The organism is Wolbachia endosymbiont of Cylisticus convexus, from assembly GCF_003344345.1.
In genome coordinates, this window is record NZ_QPIP01000096.1 from 1 (window position 1) to 19,092 (window position 19,092).

16 protein-coding genes, 1 tRNA gene and 3 pseudogenes are annotated in these 19,092 nt (G+C 34.0%); 15 read left to right on the forward strand and 5 right to left on the reverse strand.

Features of this window, described 5'->3' with window-relative positions; genetic code table 11:
* Positions 1–65: 65 nt before the first annotated feature.
* Complete coding sequence (locus Wcon_RS08065; RefSeq protein ID WP_114516979.1) at positions 66–1,304, forward strand: IS256 family transposase; 1,239 nt, start codon at positions 66–68, stop codon at positions 1,302–1,304.
* Here the strand turns inward: Wcon_RS08065 and Wcon_RS08075 are convergent.
* Complete coding sequence (locus Wcon_RS08075) at positions 1,245–3,476, reverse strand: hypothetical protein (protein WP_237350113.1); 2,232 nt, start codon at positions 3,474–3,476, stop codon at positions 1,245–1,247. The two genes, Wcon_RS08065 and Wcon_RS08075, sit on opposite strands and share 60 nt — an antisense overlap.
* A gap of 129 nt (positions 3,477–3,605) precedes the next feature.
* Here Wcon_RS08075 and Wcon_RS08080 point away from each other — a divergent pair, with 129 nt between their 5' ends.
* On the forward strand, positions 3,606–4,931 hold the full coding sequence (locus Wcon_RS08080) for a phosphomannomutase/phosphoglucomutase (protein ID WP_179947504.1): 1,326 nt from the start codon (positions 3,606–3,608) through the stop codon (positions 4,929–4,931).
* A 132-nt stretch (positions 4,932–5,063) separates the two neighbouring features.
* Here the strand turns inward: Wcon_RS08080 and Wcon_RS08085 are convergent, their stop codons facing one another.
* From Wcon_RS08085 to Wcon_RS08095, 3 genes are read right to left on the reverse strand one after another with little or no spacing between them, the layout of a single operon-like run.
* A complete protein-coding gene (locus Wcon_RS08085; RefSeq protein WP_114517817.1) occupies positions 5,064–5,651 on the reverse strand; it encodes a CvpA family protein in 588 nt (195 codons plus the stop codon).
* Between the two features lie 56 nt (positions 5,652–5,707).
* The gene (locus tag Wcon_RS08090; RefSeq protein ID WP_114517818.1) at positions 5,708–6,295 is read right to left on the reverse strand and encodes a riboflavin synthase; all 588 of its coding nucleotides are present in this window, start codon (positions 6,293–6,295) and stop codon (positions 5,708–5,710) included.
* Between the two features lie 52 nt (positions 6,296–6,347).
* Complete coding sequence (locus Wcon_RS08095) at positions 6,348–8,027, reverse strand: hypothetical protein (protein ID WP_114517819.1); 1,680 nt, start codon at positions 8,025–8,027, stop codon at positions 6,348–6,350.
* A 935-nt stretch (positions 8,028–8,962) separates the two neighbouring features.
* On the opposite strand from Wcon_RS08095, the gene pheS reads away from it, so the two are divergent.
* From pheS to ruvC, 11 genes are all read left to right on the forward strand, one after another.
* Positions 8,963–10,006: a phenylalanine--tRNA ligase subunit alpha gene (gene pheS / locus Wcon_RS08100; protein ID WP_114517820.1), complete on the forward strand. Its 1,044-nt coding sequence runs from the start codon at positions 8,963–8,965 to the stop codon at positions 10,004–10,006.
* Positions 10,007–11,242: an NTP transferase domain-containing protein gene (locus Wcon_RS08105; RefSeq protein ID WP_114517821.1), complete on the forward strand. Its 1,236-nt coding sequence runs from the start codon at positions 10,007–10,009 to the stop codon at positions 11,240–11,242.
* An 82-nt stretch (positions 11,243–11,324) separates the two neighbouring features.
* The gene (locus Wcon_RS08110) at positions 11,325–11,795 is read left to right on the forward strand and encodes a P44/Msp2 family outer membrane protein (RefSeq protein ID WP_114517822.1); all 471 of its coding nucleotides are present in this window, start codon (positions 11,325–11,327) and stop codon (positions 11,793–11,795) included.
* Between the two features lie 515 nt (positions 11,796–12,310).
* The gene (rplU, locus tag Wcon_RS08115) at positions 12,311–12,613 is read left to right on the forward strand and encodes a 50S ribosomal protein L21 (protein WP_114517823.1); all 303 of its coding nucleotides are present in this window, start codon (positions 12,311–12,313) and stop codon (positions 12,611–12,613) included.
* Positions 12,614–12,623: 10 nt separating this feature from the next.
* Positions 12,624–12,893, forward strand: coding sequence for a 50S ribosomal protein L27 (rpmA, locus tag Wcon_RS08120; protein WP_114517824.1), 270 nt, complete (start codon positions 12,624–12,626; stop codon positions 12,891–12,893).
* Positions 12,894–12,901: 8 nt separating this feature from the next.
* Positions 12,902–12,978, forward strand: a tRNA-Ile gene (locus Wcon_RS08125).
* Between the two features lie 36 nt (positions 12,979–13,014).
* Positions 13,015–14,190, forward strand: coding sequence for a methionine adenosyltransferase (gene metK / locus Wcon_RS08130; RefSeq protein WP_410543464.1), 1,176 nt, complete (start codon positions 13,015–13,017; stop codon positions 14,188–14,190).
* Between the two features lie 97 nt (positions 14,191–14,287).
* Complete coding sequence (locus tag Wcon_RS08135; protein WP_114517825.1) at positions 14,288–14,965, forward strand: TenA family protein; 678 nt, start codon at positions 14,288–14,290, stop codon at positions 14,963–14,965.
* 90 nt (positions 14,966–15,055) lie between these two features.
* Positions 15,056–15,673, forward strand: coding sequence for a TenA family protein (locus Wcon_RS08140; RefSeq protein ID WP_237350114.1), 618 nt, complete (start codon positions 15,056–15,058; stop codon positions 15,671–15,673).
* A 47-nt stretch (positions 15,674–15,720) separates the two neighbouring features.
* Positions 15,721–16,548, forward strand: coding sequence for a cytochrome c oxidase subunit 3 (locus tag Wcon_RS08145; protein WP_114517828.1), 828 nt, complete (start codon positions 15,721–15,723; stop codon positions 16,546–16,548).
* Positions 16,549–17,037: a crossover junction endodeoxyribonuclease RuvC gene (gene ruvC / locus Wcon_RS08150; RefSeq protein WP_047759292.1), complete on the forward strand. Its 489-nt coding sequence runs from the start codon at positions 16,549–16,551 to the stop codon at positions 17,035–17,037.
* Positions 17,038–17,064: 27 nt separating this feature from the next.
* Here the strand turns inward: ruvC and ruvX are convergent.
* Positions 17,065–17,533 (reverse strand): annotated as a pseudogene (ruvX, locus tag Wcon_RS08155) (Holliday junction resolvase RuvX).
* A gap of 203 nt (positions 17,534–17,736) precedes the next feature.
* On the opposite strand from ruvX, the pseudogene Wcon_RS13460 reads away from it, so the two are divergent.
* Both Wcon_RS13460 and Wcon_RS08165 read left to right on the forward strand, forming a co-directional pair.
* Positions 17,737–17,934, forward strand: a pseudogene (locus tag Wcon_RS13460) (IS5 family transposase); the annotation flags it as partial.
* Positions 17,935–18,277: 343 nt separating this feature from the next.
* Positions 18,278–19,089: pseudogene (locus Wcon_RS08165) on the forward strand (transposase); the annotation flags it as partial.
* Positions 19,090–19,092 lie beyond the last annotated feature (3 nt).

The following is a 19,092-nucleotide window of genomic DNA, read 5'->3' on the forward strand; positions in this document are numbered from 1 at the left end:
GTTCAAAAAAGTGTGTCAAACCGAAAAAAAGTAATTTATATCAATTTAAAAATGGAGGTTTGACAATGAGTCAAAAAGTAGTAAACAGAACTAACGGATTGGTAGATTATAAAGAGTTGGAAACAAATATCCTGTCGTCTATACGAGAAGGAAGACCGTTGACAGGAAAGGAGGGAGCATTAACACCATTTATAAAAAAGCTGCTGGAGGCGAGTCTAGAAGGTGAAATAGAAAACCATTTATTAGCTGAAAGTGAAGAAAATAATCGCAGAAATGGGAGGAATGGAAAGACTTTACGTACAAGTGCAGGTTCATTTGAGCTGTTAACGCCAAGAGATAGAGAAGGAAGTTTTGAGCCGCAAATAGTCAAAAAAAGGCAAACAAGCTTACATCCAGAGCTTGAAACGAAGATTTTGAGCACATTTGCCAGTGGTATGAGCTATAGAGATATAGCGTCACACGTTGAGGAAATTTATGATCACAAAATATCGGTAGCAGAGATATCAAGTATTACCGACAAATTACTGCCTATAATCAATGAATGGCGTAGTCGTCCACTGCAATCAGTATACCCGATAGTATTTATGGATGGGATGTTCTTTAAGGTCAAGGAGGATGGACATTGCGTAAGTAAATGTATGTACAATATATTGGGCATAGACCAAAATGGCAGAAAAGAAGTCCTGGGCTTTTATTTGGCTGAAAGTGAAGGAGCTAACTTTTGGTTGGAAGTGCTAAATAACCTCAAAGAAAGAGGAGTAGAAGATATTCTGATTGCATGTGTAGATGGGCTAAAAAGCTTTCCTGCAGCCATCAACAGTGTATTTCCCAGTGCAGAAGTGCAGCTATGTATAGTACACCAAATAAGAAATTCTCTGAAATATGTATCCAGTAAAGATGTGAAAGTTTTCATGAATGATCTGAAAAAAATATATCGTGCTTCAAGTAAAGAAATTGCTGAGAATTATCTGCTTGAGCTGGAAGGAAAATGGGGAGAAAAGTATCCTTTAGTTATAAAATCCTGGCAGAACAATTGGGAAAACTTATCCAGTTATTTTAAGTATTCTGGGCCAGTTAGGAAGCTGATTTACACCACTAATCCAATTGAGGGGTTGCATAGACAAATCAGGAAATTTACTAAAACTAAGGGTTCATTTACTAGTACAAATGCCTTGTACAAACAGGTATATTGTGCTATAAAAAAGGTAGAGCAAAAGTGGATTATGGCTCTCCCTAATTGGGCTTTAACTATGTCTCAACTTGATATTTTCTTTCCAGATAGGTTGAAAATTGAGTTGAACTAAAAATGCGGCTTGACACACTTTTTTGAACATTCCCTTTGGATCTGATAGTTCTGTATTTACCTTGATTGGCTCTAATGGAGTTTTCTGCTCTTCCGGTTTATCGTCTGGAATTGGAACAGGCCAATCCATAATGTTTTGCGGTATGTTTGTTCGAGCTTCCTCTTCCTTAGCCTCTCTTTGATCTGCTAAAGATGACGCATTAACTACTGTACCTTTAGTAGCTTTTTGTCTTAGTTGTGTATTTTCTTCTTGTAATTGCTTTAAATTTTTCTTTAACTCATCAATCTCTTTTATTTTTTGTTTTAATTGCTCAGATATAGTTAGTTTGTCTCTAGTCAATTTTTTGTTTTCTTGTCTTAACCCACTAGCTATTCTGCTTGAGTTGTTGTTTACAGCTTGTATATCTTGGTCTTGCTGCTGCATGCTTGTTCTTCTACTTTCATACTCAACTTCAGTTTGAGTTGATGTAGCTACTTTCGTATTTACTTCACTGAGCTCGTTCGCAAGTGATCTTCCAGGTTCAAGTTGTCGAATTTTCCTCTCTAAATCTTCGTTTTTTCTCTGTAATGCATTGAATTCTTGAGACAATAACTTCATCTCTTTGGCCAATGTATTGTTTTTCTCTTTTTCTTCCGTCAATTTTTCTACCAACTGCTTTTCGTGATTATCCTTTAAACCTTCTGCCAATATTCTCATTAGATCATTTTCCAAATTTGCATTCTTTTTTTCTAGTGCACTTAACTTAGCTTCACTTTGCTTTAATTTTTTCTGCTGCTCTTCATTTATCCTATTTATTTCATTTTCTTTATCTTTCAACTGATCACTTAACCTACCAATTACATTATTTTTACCCTGTAGTTCTTTTTCTAGCGCCTTTATCTCTTGTGTTAGTTGTTCAATACCTTGATCTTTTTCTTGCGTTATCTTTTTCAACTCAGCTTTAAGTCTTTTAACTTCTCCTTCCAAAATTTGCTTTTCTTCACTTAATGTTCTTATTTCTGTATCACCTTCCTTTTCTATCTTTTGGTTACGTTCTTTTAATTTTTCGTGCTCCTCCATAAGTGACTTAACAGAAGCATCTAGCTCCTTTATTTTTTGATCTTTTTCAAATATCGCTCGCTGTTGTTCGTTAACTTCATTTTTCAAGGAGTCACGTTCTAAGATTAGATTATTACGCTGCTCTGCAAGTTTGTTAATTTCATTTATAGTTTCATCTACACCTTTTAATCCTTCTTGCTCATACTTTCTCTCATAATCTTTGTACATTTTTTGTTGATCATAACCGTCGTCAATGTATTCATCAGTGATTTCAGACTCTTCATCACCAATTTCGCTCTCAGTGGAAAAAGAACTTCTACGCGAACGCGAAGAAGGCGTACCGGGAGAGGAGTATCCACTACTACTTAGTATAGGTGACTGTGGTGAATTTTTTGTAAATGTTTCCTCTGCTGGTGTTTGCTGCTCGTTCACACTTTTGCCCATGTCAGTAAAAGCTTGATGCAGAGTTTTTCCGTTGATAAAAACTTCTTTATTCTGCTCAGCTAATTTTAATACTTCTTCTGAACTCGTTATTCCTCCAAATCTTGGTTCACCAATCACTTTTTTTATGCCCTTAGAACTCACTTCTACAGTTATGCTACAATCTACGTTATTGCCTTTAGAATCATTAGCCTGCCAGTTGATGGTCATTTCACATGAGCTTGAACCAGCAAAATCATAGTGCCTTTTGCTGCCTTTTTTGGTTGCAGTGACTTGACTATCTTTCCCTAAAGATAGGTTATAAACCTTACCTTCGTCGCTGGCTCTTAAAAGGGCGCTAATCTCTATTGGTTTTTCTTTATTTTCAAACCTAATTTTAAAGTCATTATCTTTTGTTGTATATACTAAGAAATTTTCACCTGGTAGGGATGCTTCAAAATTTTTATGTGTTTCATTTATTGATTGCTCAAATTTTTGGAACTCCTTTTTCCACTTTAAATTTATCTGTTCTTTAATGTCCTCATCTTTGCGTAAAGGGCCAATAAAGTACCAGATTAAATTTTCTTCCTCTAGTTTTTTTATAAAATCCTGAAAATTGTTGCAAGATTCAATGAAACTTAAAATATCATTTTTCTTCTGCTCATCTACATCTAAACCTTGATTTTCAGCTATAAATAAGTTTTCTTTTGGCATAATTTCTATTTTTAGAGAACTATATTATAATATTAGCACATTTTCTTAAAAAATCAACTAATCTTATAGTTAAATAAACTTGAGTATTTGGCGGGAATGTTATATATTAATCACTCCAAGAAGTGCAGTATGGACAATACTATTATAAGAAAATACGATATTAGAGGTGTGGTAGGCAGAGACCTGCAGATCAGTGATGGGTATGAGGTAGGTAGAAAATTTGGTCAAATTGCAGCTAACGTTTGTGTAGGCTATGACAGCAGGATAGATTCACCAAGTATAGAAAGAGAATTAATCAGGGGCTTAATTTTATCCGGCGCAAATGTTATACGAGTTGGGCTCTGTTCTTCACCTATGCTCTGTGCTGCAACAATGCAGGCAGATCTTGGGATTATGATCACTGCTTCTCACAACCCCAGCGAATATAATGGCTTTAAATTTTTCAGCAGTAAAAAAGTTTTCTCAGATCAAGAAATAAAGGAAGTTATAGGTAGTACAATTAAAAACAGCACAAAAATTGGAAGCTTAATTAACATGAATACATATAGTGAGTACATTTACATATTAAAAAATGCGCTCAAGAATAACACTACACAAAAACTAAAAATAGCATGGGATTTTGGCAATAGTCCAACAATTGTAAGGTATATTGAAAAGGTTTTACCAGGTCATATACACATCGTAACCAATAACTCTATAGATGGAACTTTTCCACTGCATGACCCAGATCCCATAGAAGAAAAAAATCTTGCTCAGTTAATCGATATTGTCAAGAAAGATAAATGTGATCTTGGCATTGCACTAGATGGTGATGGTGATAGGGTACGCTTGATTGATAATAAAGGTAATGTTGTTTCCAATGATCACTTATTTATGATTTTTGCACGTGAAGTATTGGAGGAATACCCAAAAAATAAAGTTATTGCCAACATAAAAATGAGTATGAAAGTGCATGATTTCGTGAGCAAATTAGGAGGGCAAATAATTACTTGTGCCACTGGACATTCACTAGTTAAGAAAAAGATGGTAGAGGAAGGGGCAAAGTTTGCCGGTGAGCTCAGTGGGCATTTTTTCTTCTCTGAGCTAGGTTTTGATGATGGACTATATTCTGCTGTTAAAGTCATTGACACTTTACTTAAGAAAAACCAAAGCCTATCTGAGATGATTGAAGATTTACCAAAGTTATATATCACTCATGAAGTGAAAATTGTAGTAAAGGATGAGAAAAAATTTCAAATAATTGAGTCAATAAAGGAGACACTAAAGCAGCAAAATATTGTATTTTCAGAGCTTGATGGCATTAAGGTAACCGATAATAAAGGTTGGTGGCTTCTTAGAGTATCAAATACGCAAAACTGTATTACAGCAAGATGCGAAGGAAAGACCTTAGAAGATTTTGAACTCACTAAAAAAGTTTTGTTTTATTACATCGATGAACTAAAATCATACATTTAAATTTTTTTGATGGTTTGCTTATTCAAAAATGTCTGCAGTTTTGTTTGATTAATAATAGGAATTGGTATGACCTATGGCGCACTGCTGTGAATAACAGCTGTCTAATCTAGTTTAGCTATAGAAAGTGAATACTCACTTTTCTTTATTATTTTTAGATTTTTCTTGATCAACCATTTCCTCACCAATCTCTTTTATTTTTAGTATCAACGACTCTGGTACATACATGTCAATCACTTCTTCTGTTGTCACAAATAGAGCCTGATAAGAGTGTGAATTTATTATCCAATTAGGCAATATGTCTTCTGCTTCTATTTTAGACTCTCCCTCTTTTTTATCGTATACTGTGTGGCAATATAAGTGCACAGCAAAAAATAGTACATAAGAAAGCAATATTCCTCTAAGTGCTCCGACAAAGATTCCAGTAACTCTATCCATTAATCCCAACCTTATGGGTAATAATATGTACATTAGCCAGTTATTCATTGTCATGAATGTAAGATTAAGTACGATAAATACAGAGATTGTAGAAAGTATGTTTTGCGTAACTTTAGAGTCAAAATACTTACTATAATTTATAATAAAAAAATCATAGTAACTAGCTGTCAAAAAGACTGATAAGAGCAAGAACATTAATGCACATAACTCTTTTATAAAACCTCTAGTTACCGATATTATTACACACAAGACAATAATAAAGATAATTAGACTATCGAAAAACATATCTTAATCTATATGATTTTCAAGATATAATAGTTGTAAATAACAAGGTTGTAAAATTAATTGTGTTTATGTTTCATCAGTTGGTTTAAGTACCGAGCAATCATATCAACTTCTAAATTTAGGTAATTACCTGTTTTATTATGCTGAAAAGTTGTGTTTTTCCATGTATAGGGAATGATATTCACAGTGAACTCTTGATTGACAACTGAATTTACTGTGAGAGAAACCCCATCTAGCGTTACAGAACCTTTTTTTGCAACAAATTTAATTAATTCTTGTGGGCACGATAACTTGACTTCATGAGAATCTAAATTTCGTTCAATTGTTAAGATTCTTACTATCCCATCAACATGACCCTGAACCAAGTGGCCATCAATCCTATCACTCAGTTTCATTGCTTGTTCTAGGTTTATTTTTTTTCCTATTTTCCACGTATTTAAGTTAGAAACCTTCATAGTTTCTTGAGATGCTTGAACTGTGAATACATTGTTCATTGTGTCGACAACAGTTAAACACACTCCGGAGCAGGCTATTGAATCTCCTTTATTTACAGAGGATAAATTTTGTGTTTTGATGTGGAAGGAGTTAGAGTGAGTGGTGATATCAATTATAGTTCCAATGTCTGTAATAATTCCTCTAAACATGCAGTAAAATGAATAATTATATTATGAAAGATCTTATAAAATAGCTTATTTGTTAAGTACAACAAAGAAGATCTTTTTTACTTACCTGTTCAATAGATTCTACAGAATATTCAGAATATATAAAGTAAGCCAGGCTCAAAACACATAGTGTAATTAATATTGGTAACCCTATGTTTAATATTAGACCAATACTTTCCCTTTTTTCTATTGGCACCAATTCCTTTAAAACTGACACTTTTCCCATTGGCAAATTCCATAGGCAGAGTGCTGATATAGAAGCTGCTACCAAAAATAGACAAAAATAAGTCTCTTTCGAGGAAAATACAGTTTTTAATGGTGATTTAGGTGTAATATTAGTAGAAAATGGAGTCTTAGCTTCATTTATTTCTGATAAATGGTCTGCAGCTTTGTTTGGCAAAATCTCATGAGAAACGTTTTTAGGCTGTGATTGTGTACGAGTACGTAAATTTATGGATGCGATTAATTGGTTTATCTTTTCCCTTACTTTTTCCTTAGCATATTCCTCTGTTACCAAAGACTTACTATGTAGCATTCCAATTCTTTCTAATAATTGTAACCTTTCCTTATCTGAGCATAGCATTTCAGATATTTCTTTATCCTGAGTATAAACGATCTTGAACACTTCGCTTGCAAGAGAGAGGAGCATTGTGTTAAGTAGATTTCGATCTTTACTTATCAAGTTTTTATATTCACTACTTATCAAGTTTTTATATTCACTTACCACTTTAACGAATATTTCATCAAGTGTTTTTCTCTCATTATCATTCTTAAGCTCATTATCTACCATAGCTACTCTAGCATCGCATTCTGCTTGTTTTATGACCAATGATTCTTCTGATAGTTCTGCAGAACAGTCTGTATCCAGTCTAGTTGTGCTGATTTCTTGATCATTTTTTGCACACTTTTGATTTTGAAGTGCTGCATGGTAAGTTAAAGCCTTCTGTTTTTGTATAGAAAATTTGGGCAGTTGTGGAGAAAAGAATTGTGTTGTATTGAAAAAATTGGGTAGATGGAAAAAAGATCTAAACCAGGAAAAATTTTCATGCATTGCAGCAACAATTACTGGTGCGCGTGTAATTTGCTTTCTGTTACTTGCTATATTGTAGCCAAACGAATCTTGCACAATTTGTTTACCTTGCGTATTCCCTTTTTCAACCACATTTTCGTTTTTATTTTCAGTTTCTTCTACTTGTAACGTATCTTGACTTTGCTCCTCACTTTTGGCTTTTTCTACATGTTTTAGCTGCTCATTTAGGAATGCCTCGATCTGTTGCAAGCTATTGAGGTTGATATTTTTAACGTTTGTTTGTAGCGTTATCGTTATGCCCTGTAGAAGGATTTGAATTGGAGCATTACTTATGAATTCTTCTACAGTTTTATTAGCTTTGCAGTGGTTATTGTATAATTCACTACTTTCTTGTGGTACTTTTATATTGGCTGTGAAACTTTTTTCTTGAAGAAGATAGATTTTGAAAAAGCCAATTAAATGTTTTATTTGAGGTAATATTGTATTAGGGTTTACCTCTGTTAGCAGCTTGAGCTTAAATGAAAACTCTTGTGTATCACTTGCAACATTTTTTGAGCGAATGGTGCTAATCTCCAGCACTTCATTAGAAAATGCTTTACTTATGTCTTTGGATCTATCCTTAAAAAACTTAGGTAAATCCTCCATTTCGTATTTTCTCTGAGTTTTTATGTTACTGTTATGCATGAGTAAATTTTTTAATGTAGAGTGAAATAAAAAACACAATTAGTCAATAAATTAATAATTAGAGTACCCTTGCATAACAGTAGCGTGTTAGATTCAATAAGAGCAGAAAAAGTTACTTTACAAACCTCATCAGTTTCCTTATCATGACAATAAGAGTATTTATCCTTGTTTTTGGGCTCAACGACAAAATTCAGTAAAAAAACTCAGATATTTATTGGCAAATTACATAAAATTATAGCGGCTGCATGTCTTTTTTATTTTTTCTACGTTCAGCCAAAACGCGCTTTAAATAAGCGTTAGCACATTATTACAACGCCAATTTACATTATTATAGGGTCAAAACTCACTACTGGGGGATTCTTTTGCCTTTTTTCTTTATTTGGTAAATTTTTTAATGTTTGTAGTTAAAAAAGCCCAAAAGAGGTGTCATTCCAGTGCGTGACACTGGAATCCAGAAATCTTTACTACAAATAAGCATATTGAGCACAAAATTATGCTAAAACACAACGTTTTTGGTGAGATTATGGACAAACTGGATCCCAGTGTCTAGGCACTGGGATGACATTACAGAGGCTACTGGGACGCCGCGACAGAACCCCCTCTACGCATGACATCTTTATGGAATGAGATCCCAGTGTCTGGGCACTGGGATGACAAGAAGGAGGCAATGGTATGACAACAAAAGGCAATTTGAATGACACCATCATAGAGATCAGCTACTTGAATGACGCCCATATTCCAGCATCAAGCACTGGGATGACACCGAAGGGGCTACTTGCATCTTTTTAGCCCAAATCACAATGTTCGTACAGCTATGTGTCAGCTACTTGAATGACAAAAAGGAGAGTACTCGCATGACACCTTTTTATCCAAATAGTTTTATTGATGATATTAAAGATTGCACTATAATGAAAGTTTAAGCTAGCGTTTTTAAGGTGAATAAAGAGCTAATAAGTGAAATACCTTTACTTGAAGATAAGGCAGTTTCTGAGATTGAAAATGCTGCTTCTTTGCAGGATTTAGAAAAAGTTAGGTTGTCATACTTGGGGAGAAAGGGTGTAGTAAAAGCTTATTTCGATGACTTAAAGAATATAGATGATGCAGGAGAAAAACGCGACCTAGGTGCAGTGATTAATGTTTTACGCAATAAGATAGACCAGCTTATAACAAGCAAAGAAAATGAACTAAAAGATAAAGAAGTTAAGTTAAAACTGCAAAATGAAGCAGTTGATATCACACTGCCTGTCAGACCAGAAAGAATTGGCAAGATTCATCCACTCAGTAAAGTTATAAGTGAAGTAAAGCTCATTTTTGCACATATGGGTTTCAAAGCAGTTGATGGTCCTGATATTGAAGATGAATTTCATGTGTTTGATGCGCTAAACACTCCGAGTCACCACCCTGCGCGCGAAGAGCAGGATACCTTCTATTTAAGAAACAAAATAAATGATAAAAGAATGATGCTGCGCACTCATACCTCATCTGTGCAGATTAGAACCATGGAAAAGACAAAAACTTTTCCAATTAAAATAGTGGCTGCAGGCAGGGTATACAGAAATGACTTTGATGCAACTCACACTCCTATGTTTCACCAGATAGAAGGGTTGTATGTTAATGAAAATGTCAATATGGGCCAATTAAAGTTTACTATTCATCGCTTCCTTGGTAAATTTTTCGGAGATAAAGGTCTAAAAATACGCTTTCGTAATAGTTTTTTCCCTTTTACTGAGCCTTCTGCAGAAGTGGACATAAGCTATAAAGATAGTAAATGGATTGAAGTACTTGGATGCGGTATGGTGCACCCAAATGTCTTTCAAAATGTTGGAATAGACTATGCTAAATACAATGGTTTTGCATTTGGTATTGGCATAGAAAGGCTGGCGATGCTCAAATATCAAATTGGTGACCTAAGGAGCTTTTATGACAACAGAATCAGTTGGCTCAACCATTATGGTTTTCATTTTTCGTCTTTAAGATAAGTGACAAACAAAGCTTATACATTTGTTATACTTGCTGCTGGGCATGGTAAACGAATGAATTCAAGCTTACCTAAGGTTCTGCACAAAGTAGGTAATTTCTCTATGCTTGAGCACGTCATTTATAATGCAAAACAGCTAAATCCTAAAAAAATAGCTGTTGTAATTGATTTGCCTTTAACTCAAAGGCTGGAATGCTTTGAGGGTATAAAATTAATTACACAAGAGTCAACGCTTGGCACAGGGGATGCAGTCAAAATTGCAATGAGAAACCTGAAAGAATTGTCAGACATAGTTGTTGTGCAGTATGGAGATACTCCACTGATAAAAAGCAGTACAATAACTAAAATGGTAAGCTGCTTAGGAGAGAGCAACGCTTTAGTTTGTCTTGGGTTTAAAACTCATAATAAAGGATACGGTAGACTAATTATTGAGAACGGTTCCCTAAGAGAAATCGTAGAAGCACAAAATGGTAGAAATAATGATGAGGAATTTCTTGCTAATGCCGGAATAATGGTTGCACGTGAAAAGAATCTACGTGAATTGGTGGAGAAAATAGAGTGTAATAACCAAGCTCATGAATATTACTTGACCGATATCGTTGCCATTGCAGTAAAGAGTAATTTAAATGTTGGCTACGTTACTGCTGACGAAAAGGAGGCAATTGGCATAAATAATAGGAATGACCTTGCAAAGGCTGAGTTTTACTTTCAAGAAGACAAAAGAAAGTTTTTCACTAACTCTGGAGTGACACTTGTTGCTCCAGAGACTGTTTTCTTCTCTCTTGACACGCAAGTTGGCATGGATTCAATTATTTACCCATACGTTTTTTTTGGTCCTGGAGTCAAAATAGATTCTGGTGCTAGAGTTGGTCCATTTGCCAAATGTGAAGATACAACAATCGGTGATGATGTAACTGTAGGTAATTTTGTTGAAACAAAAGCAAGTGATATAGGTATGAATACTAAAATAAAGCACTTAAGTTATATAGGAAATACTAAAGTAGGGCAGGGGAGTAACATAGGTGCAGGTACAGTTATTTGCAATTACGATGGGAAAAAGAAGCATAAAACAAATATTGGAAGCAATTGCTTTATTGGTGCCAATAGCTCACTAATTGCACCGCTTAATGTTTATGATGACTCTCTAGTTGCAGCAGGTAGCGTTATAGTGGAAGATGTGCCAAAGAGGAGTCTTGCAATTGCAAGAGAAAGGCAAATAACCAAAAAAATAAAATAATTCCAATTTTTTACTTGCAATTTATACTATTTTTAATATTTATATGCTTGTATACGCATATATTAATCTTTAGAGGATAAAAATGAAAAAATTACTTACTTTGTTGGCCTGCTATTCTTTGTCAGTACCATCTTTTGGAGTTGATTGGATTAAAGATAGAACCTACACCTCTTCTTCGTATGGCATGCTTGGTATTAATTATGATCTTGGCTATCATTGTACAGATAGCGTTAAAATTTCAGTTGGTCCTGCAGTTAAACTTGTTGTTAGTGAAGGAATTTTAGACGCGGGACTTATGGCAAAACTTCATTATCATTATAAATTTGAAAGTACAGATATTACTCCTTATATTACTTTTGGTGTAGGAGGAGTTGCTAAAATTCCTCTGTCAGAAGATCAAGAGCTAGACGTGGAAGGATTTTTTTCCTACCAGATAGGTTCTGGTATTAATCTTCCACTTTCTGAGAGAACAAATGTTTTTGCTGGCTATAAGCTGCAAAAGTTCCATGAACTTTCGCATGGAGTTGAACTTGGAATGAGTTTTAATTTGTAAGCTCTAATTGAATGTTTTTTAGTGAAAGCTTGAGTTTTTATTAGCATCTTAAAGTTTTAATTAGCATCTTAAAGTTTTAATTAGCATCTTAAAGTTTTAATTAGTATCTGTTCAGATGTATGGCTAATGTGCAAATAATTGAAACGGAAGTGTTTCTTTTCTTGTCATCCCAGTGCGTGACACTGGGATCCAGGGGCACTCAGTTGGTAAACACGAAAGCGCTCTACAACGTTTCTTGTGAAAAAGGACTGGATGCCAGTGTCACGCACTGACCATTTGTTTCTATGTTTTTTGTCTATCTTATTTTGCCACTTTGCTGAACGGATATTTTCATTAGAAAGAAGTAAAGTAGGGGAAATTAAGAATAGTCAAGCCTTAAAACTCTTGTTTTTAAAACTTAACTACTCTCCAGGGAAAAGTAGATAAAGATAGAAGTATTTCGTGTTTTTATTTATATTGACAGTATGTATAACATCATTTACGATTAGTGTTAATAACGATAATTGATATTTGTCATGTTTGCAGTAATAGAAACTGGTGGAAAGCAGTATTTAGTGAAAAAAGGCAGCATAATCAAAGTAGAAAGATTACAAGCCGAAGAAAAAGAGGAAGTGGAAATCAGTAAAGTGATTTGTGTTTCAAATAATGGCTTATCTTGTCCATCTAATGCTATTGTTAAAGCCGAAGTGCTGGAGCAGTGTAGAGATAAAAAAATTATAATCTTTAAGAAAAAGAGAAGAAAAAATTACCGTAGGAAAACTGGTCATAGGCAGTATATCACTGTTCTTCGTATCAATGAAATTAGTCTTCAAAAGTAAGAGGTAAGATATGGCAACTAAAAAATCAGGTGGTAGTTCCTGTAATGGTAGAGATTCGGCAGGGCGTAGGCTCGGAATAAAGAAGAATGGGGAGGTTATTCCTGGTAACATAATTGTACGCCAAAGAGGTACAAAATTCCATCCTGGAAAAAATGTTGGTATGGGTAAAGATCATACAATCTTTGCTAAAATAGAAGGCTGGGTCAGTTTTAGAAAATCAGCAAATAAAAAGACTTTTATTGATGTTGTACCTACAGATGATATGCAAGCTTTGGCTTGAATAAATATGGGTCTGTAGCTCAGGTGGTTAGAGCGCACGCCTGATAAGCGTGAGGTCGGAGGTTCAACTCTTCCCAGACCCACCATTTAGACTTACAGTAGTTTTGATATTGTGTAACTAGATGATAATTTTACATAAGAATTTAGTAACTAGTGAGTCAGTAGCAGCCGGTCATCCAGACAAAGTAGCAGACCAGATTTCAGATGCAATACTTGACGAATACCTTTTTAATGACTCTTCTTCACGTACTGCAATAGAGACTTTGGTTACCAAAGATAATGTTATTATAGCTGGGGAAGTGTTTGGGCCTAACATTGAAAATAACAAGATTGAAAGTATTGTACGAAATACAATAAAAGATATTGGTTATGAGCATGATGGTTTCCACTGGAAAACAGTAAAGATAAATATATTGCTACATGAACAATCAAATGACATTGCAATAGGTGTGGATCAAGGCGCTGGAGATCAGGGCATAATGTATGGCTATGCAACAACAGAGACGGAAAGCCTCATGCCGGCACCCATTTTTTATGCACACTTGATTCTGAAAAATATCATTAGTATGGTTAAAGAGGTAAAGCTTGGCCCAGATGCAAAGTCACAAATTACTTTGGCGTATGGGAATAACCTTCCAGTGTGTGCTGAAAATGTTGTTGTTTCGATACAGCACTCTGAAGGTCTGAGTCAATCGAAAGTGAAGGAAATAATTTATCCTTACATAATTTCATCTTTACCTGAAGGGTGGATGTGTCCTGAGGAAAATCTCTTAGTTAATCCAACAGGTAGATTTGTTATCGGTGGACCGGTTGGTGATTGTGGGTTAACTGGACGGAAAATTATGGTTGATAGTTATGGAGGCTATATTCCACACGGTGGAGGAGCATTTTCTGGAAAAGATGCAACCAAGGTTGATAGATCAGCAGCTTATATGGCAAGATACCTTGCTAAAAATATTGTTTTTGCCGGCTTGGCTAAACGTTGCCTTGTGCAGCTTTCTTATGCAATTGGTATCTCAAAACCTACTTCATTCTACGTTGATACATTTGGTACGAATACAGTAGATGAAAAGAGGATTAAAAAATTTATCGAAGATAACATAGATTTATCAACTAAAGGCATAATCAGACATTTATTGCTTAATCGCCCTATATATAAACGTACAGCCTACTATGGACATTTCGGTAAAAAGTCAGAAAGTGATGGTGGATTTTCTTGGGAATGTATGAACTTATCTGCTGATCTTTGTAGAGAATTCAATATGGACGATAAAAGTAGAACTGCTTTAAAGTTTTGATTTCTAGCTCGATACTGATATAATAACTTATTATTGAAGTGTAATTAGTTTTTTATACTCATTCTAGTGGCTTTTATATTTGTGTGGGGTTTATACAGTGTCTAACAAACCGAAAGAAGAATTTTACGATATTGCTGTAAGAGAATCATCTGATCTTATTGAAAAAATAAAAAAACATCCTTTCAATATTGAATTGATTAAGAATACGCTAGATTATGAAAAGTTCAAATTTTATCTTCAGCAGGATTTTTTATATTTAGTGGACTGTACTCGTGCTTTATTGATTATTGCAGCTAAAGCTAATGATGTTGAGATAATGAGCGGCTTAATAAATGTGGCAAGAGGAACGTTTGATGTTCGTAAGCAATATAAAGAATATTTTGGAGATTGTGATTTATCCGATAATCACAAGAAATCAAGAGCCTGTTCTGCCTTTACTGATTTTTTCATGTGCGCTGCATATCATAATTCTGTTGCTGGAGCTTTGGCAGCATCTTACCCTTGCTTCAATATATACCAAATTATTGTGGATTATATGATGAATCAGGTAACACCCAAGGAGGTTAGAAATAACAAATACAAAGGGTGGATCAACATTTACGATAGCAAAGAAATGAATGCTGCGATTGATGAGGTTACTAATATTACAAATAAATTATATAAGGAAACTAACGATTGTGAAAAGAGAAAGATGCGTGGGTTTTTTAGGAAAGGGCTGGAACTAGAATTGGTGTTTTGGGATGAGATATATTATAACGCAGGTCGCAACTTATAATCTAATATAGGGCAACTTGTGTCAGAACCTTGATTTTTAGTATCTTATATGTTTAGTAATATAATTAGGAATTGCTATGGATCGAATCTTTTGAGGGATGTAGCTAATCACCCTTTTAATGTTGAGTTAATGGACGGTACTTTAAATATAGAGAGTTTTAAATTCTATATCCAGCAGGATGCACTATTTTTAGATGGTTACATTCGTACCATATTGATCATTGCATCCAAAGTAGAAGATCTTAGCAATATTATCCCACTCATTGAAGTAGCTCAGGGCGCAATAGCCATTGTGAGAGTTTTATATAAGCACTACTTTACTGTGTATTCCATAAGTTTTGGAGAGAAGTCTCTCAAGTGCTTTAATTTCACTAACTTTCTTTTATCTACCTCATATAGCGACACTTATGAAGCTATAACAGTTTTATACTCTTGCCATTTTATATATAAGGTTGTTGTTGACAGTATGAGGAATAAAATTAAGAAAAACAATAGATATAGAGATTGGTTTGATTTTTATAGCAGTAATTTAATAGGGTCTGGATGCATCGCTTTGGAAAGTATTGTTGATGAGTATTGCCAAAAAGTAGGAGAAAAAGAAAGAAGAAGAATGCTTGAATTGTTTAGAATAAGCGTGCAATTTGAGTTAGATTTTTGGAATAGCGCATATAATTTTTCAAAATTTGATCAAGATTTTAAGAAACATTGACAATTTTAAGCTAATTTGTATGCTTGATACGTATTTTTGGAGATGATATGAAAAGTAAAGAACATGATTTTCATTTAGTGGACCCAAGCCCCTGGCCAATTGCTATATCAGTAGCAATTCTTGTTCTTGCACTTGGGTTAGTTGGTGCACTCCATAAACAAATTTCTGGAATATTTGGTTTAGTTCTGGGGATCTCTGCAGTATCAGGGGTACTGTTTTTTTGGTGGAGAGATGTAATAAGAGAGGCAATTTATGATAAATGCCATACTGCCATTGTAAAACATGGACTTAAGCTTGCAATGTACTTATTTATCCTCTCGGAAGTTGTGTTTTTTATAGCGTTCTTTTGTTCATTCTTTAAAGCCTGGCTTGATCCGGTTTTTTTATTTGAAGCGTTTTCTCCTACAAAAAAAGTTGAATGGCCCCCTGAAGGGATTTTACCACCTGATCCATGGTCGTTACCATTTATGAATACGTTGATATTATTACTTTCTGGTACAACAATTACTTCAGCACATCATTTTTTACTTGAAAATGACAAAAAGAGCATGATTAAAATGCTGTCTATGACTATATTGCTTGGAGTTTTTTTTATAATAGTCCAAGCACTCGAGTATCATGAAGCAAGTTTTTCTTTACAAGAAACAGGAGAAAAACTTATTTATACATCTAACTTTTACATGATTACTGGTTTTCATTGCATTCATGTTGTAATAGGTATAATATTTTTGTCAGTATGTTTATTTAGAGCTCGAAAAGATCAATTTACACCTCAAGATCACTTATGCTTTGAATTTGCTTCTTGGTATTGGCACTTTGTCGATCTAGTCTGGATATTTTTATTTTTGTTTATTTATTGGTTAAGCCTTTATTAAGTGATTAAAATAATAGGTCTAGATCCAGGGATGAGTAAGACTGGTTGGGCCATTATCAGCCTGAAAGAAAAGAATAATATTAAATTTTTGGGTGGTGGTACCATATCAACTGATGGTAAATTGGGTACAGGTGAACGTCTAAATATAATTTTTGAACAATTAAAGAAAGTAATTTTTCTATACTCTCCTAATGAAGCTGCTGTAGAAAAAATTTTTGTTAATAAGAATCCAAAATCTTCACTAACTTTAGGATATGCAAGAGCAATTGCAATTTTAGTATTACAAATGACGGATTTGACCATGAATGAATATGATGCAAACTATATAAAAAAGAGCATTACCGGAAATGGCCATGCTGATAAGAATCAGATTATATTTATGGTGAAGCAAATAGTTAAAAACTTAAACATAAAATGTCACCATACTGCTGATGCTCTTGCTACAGCAATTTGTCATGCTTATACGAAAAGCTCTTGTTTTATTAAGTAATTTTACATGAATTCAGTTTAAAAAAAACTATTTGATGGTGTTTATCTTATCTAATGTTCGTTGCAGAATAATACATGCAGCAATTTTATCATCTATTTTTTTCGATTTTGTGATTGATATTCCCGTAATTTTTAGTGCGTGAGTTGCAAGAGATGTTGATAAACTTTCGTCTTGTAGGTATATGTTTACTTTACTATTTTTTTATTATTTTATTTGCGAATTGGATTATTGCTTTACACCATTCGGTCTCTTGGTCATCTATTGTGAATGGTAGTCCTATTACCATTGATCCAGCTTCATTTTCTTTAAGTATTCTATGTAAATAACCTAAATCTTTGCTTATATTTCTTCTGTAATATATACTATGAGCTGTGGCTATAAGCTGTGTTTTATCACTAAATGCTACGCCTATTTGTTTTCCTCCCATATCAAGGCACATTATGCGTTTATCTCTTGGAATAGACTTTAGAAACTCGTCTGGATTTCTATGTAGCATCTGTTAGATTTCCTTTAAAACCAAGAATAAATAAATTGTGATGTAAGCAGCGTGATATAGAGCTGTAAGAACGTTCTGTAAGGCAAGGTGTCATTCCAGTGCTTGACACTGAAATGGCTTTGTTGCATAGCTCAGATGAAAAGAAGTGGCAGTTACTGACAAAATTCATTATAAAATAGCCATTTAACCCTTGAAGAAAAAATATGCCACAAAAAATGAGAATCAATAACCAAAACGAATATAGCAAATTTCTTGAGAAAAGGGGAAACATTTTTCATTACGTCAGTGAAGCTATTGAAAATAGGTACGAAAATAGTCTAAAAATACAAGATGGCAACTATATTTATAGTGATAAAGTTGTGATTTTATACCAATTCTCATTGTTGGCCAGTCAAATAGGAGATATTGCAGAGTTGTTTAATTGTAGAGTGGGCAAGGGAAGCAACAAATTTACACAAAGTAAACTCAAGGAGAGTAATTGTATCGTATATTTTATTACGCAAAATGTTCGGGAGTGTTAAATAAACCATAGGCGTCAAGTTAAGAGAATATACCCAATATAGCAACCATTTAAGATGGGTATCTTATTTGTTATATTTATTTTTTTGAGAAGTTTTGATCTAAAATAAGATAATTTTTTTTAAAGAATCTATAAATTACTAATTTTATCGTTTAATGTCTAAAATAATTTTTACCGCTTCTCTTCTTTCTTATGCTACTTTTCCTTAACTTGACGCGTATGGTGATATCAACGGTGTAACAGGTATGGAAATTATTAAAGCAATAATTGAAGGAGAGAGGAATCCTGAAAAACTAGCTGAATTTAGAAGTTCGAATATGAAGAACGATAAACATACTATAGTAAAAGTACTAACAGGCGACTATAGAGAAGAACACTTGTTTGTATTGAAACAAGAATATGCAGCATATACTTTTTTTCAAACCGAATGTGATAAAAGTATAGAAAATTACTATAAAATATTTGAAACAAAGTTGAATGAGAACGGAACATTGAATAAAATAAAAAAGCGGAAGCAGAAGAATAGTCCAGATTTTGCCGTAGACGAAGATTTATATCGAATAACGGGAATGGGTTTTACTAAAGTTCCAAGACTTGATGTATTAAGTGTACAGACTATCATTTCAGAAACAGGTATAAATCGCAATAAATGGCAGACAGAAAAGCATTTTTCTTCATGGCTTGGGTTGAGTCCTACTAATAAAATTACAGGAGGGAAAATTATTGGAACAAGAACACGTAAGGTTATAAATCGTGCTGCGAATGCCTTGCTGTGTATCAAGACTGCACTTGGTGCATACTGCAGGAGGTTTTAAAGAAGCGACTAGAGATACCGAAAGCAATTACTGCTACAGCAAGAAAATTGGCATGTATTTTTTACAATATGCTAAAATATGGAAAAGAATATGTAGAAAAAGGAATTGATTATTATGAGAAACTTTATCAAGACAGGGTTATGAAGAATCTAAGTAGAAAAGTCCTTGAATTTGGTTATGTCCTGGTTAGAAAGGATCAGTTAATTGAAGGAGTTTATTAGGAG

Bases quoted from the DNA above. Each gene is read 5' to 3' on its own strand.
- Wcon_RS08065 (WP_114516979.1), top strand. From the start codon at position 66: ATGAGTCAAAAAGTAGTAAACAGAACTAACGGATTGGTAGATTATAAA.
- Wcon_RS08075 (WP_237350113.1), bottom strand. From the start codon at position 3,476: ATGCCAAAAGAAAACTTATTTATAGCTGAAAATCAAGGTTTAGATGTA.
- Wcon_RS08080 (WP_179947504.1), top strand. From the start codon at position 3,606: ATGGACAATACTATTATAAGAAAATACGATATTAGAGGTGTGGTAGGC.
- Wcon_RS08085 (WP_114517817.1), bottom strand. From the start codon at position 5,651: ATGTTTTTCGATAGTCTAATTATCTTTATTATTGTCTTGTGTGTAATA.
- Wcon_RS08090 (WP_114517818.1), bottom strand. From the start codon at position 6,295: ATGTTTAGAGGAATTATTACAGACATTGGAACTATAATTGATATCACC.
- Wcon_RS08095 (WP_114517819.1), bottom strand. From the start codon at position 8,027: ATGCATAACAGTAACATAAAAACTCAGAGAAAATACGAAATGGAGGAT.
- Wcon_RS08110 (WP_114517822.1), top strand. From the start codon at position 11,325: ATGAAAAAATTACTTACTTTGTTGGCCTGCTATTCTTTGTCAGTACCA.
- rplU (WP_114517823.1), top strand. From the start codon at position 12,311: ATGTTTGCAGTAATAGAAACTGGTGGAAAGCAGTATTTAGTGAAAAAA.
- rpmA (WP_114517824.1), top strand. From the start codon at position 12,624: ATGGCAACTAAAAAATCAGGTGGTAGTTCCTGTAATGGTAGAGATTCG.
- metK (WP_410543464.1), top strand. From the start codon at position 13,015: ATGATAATTTTACATAAGAATTTAGTAACTAGTGAGTCAGTAGCAGCC.
- Wcon_RS08145 (WP_114517828.1), top strand. From the start codon at position 15,721: ATGAAAAGTAAAGAACATGATTTTCATTTAGTGGACCCAAGCCCCTGG.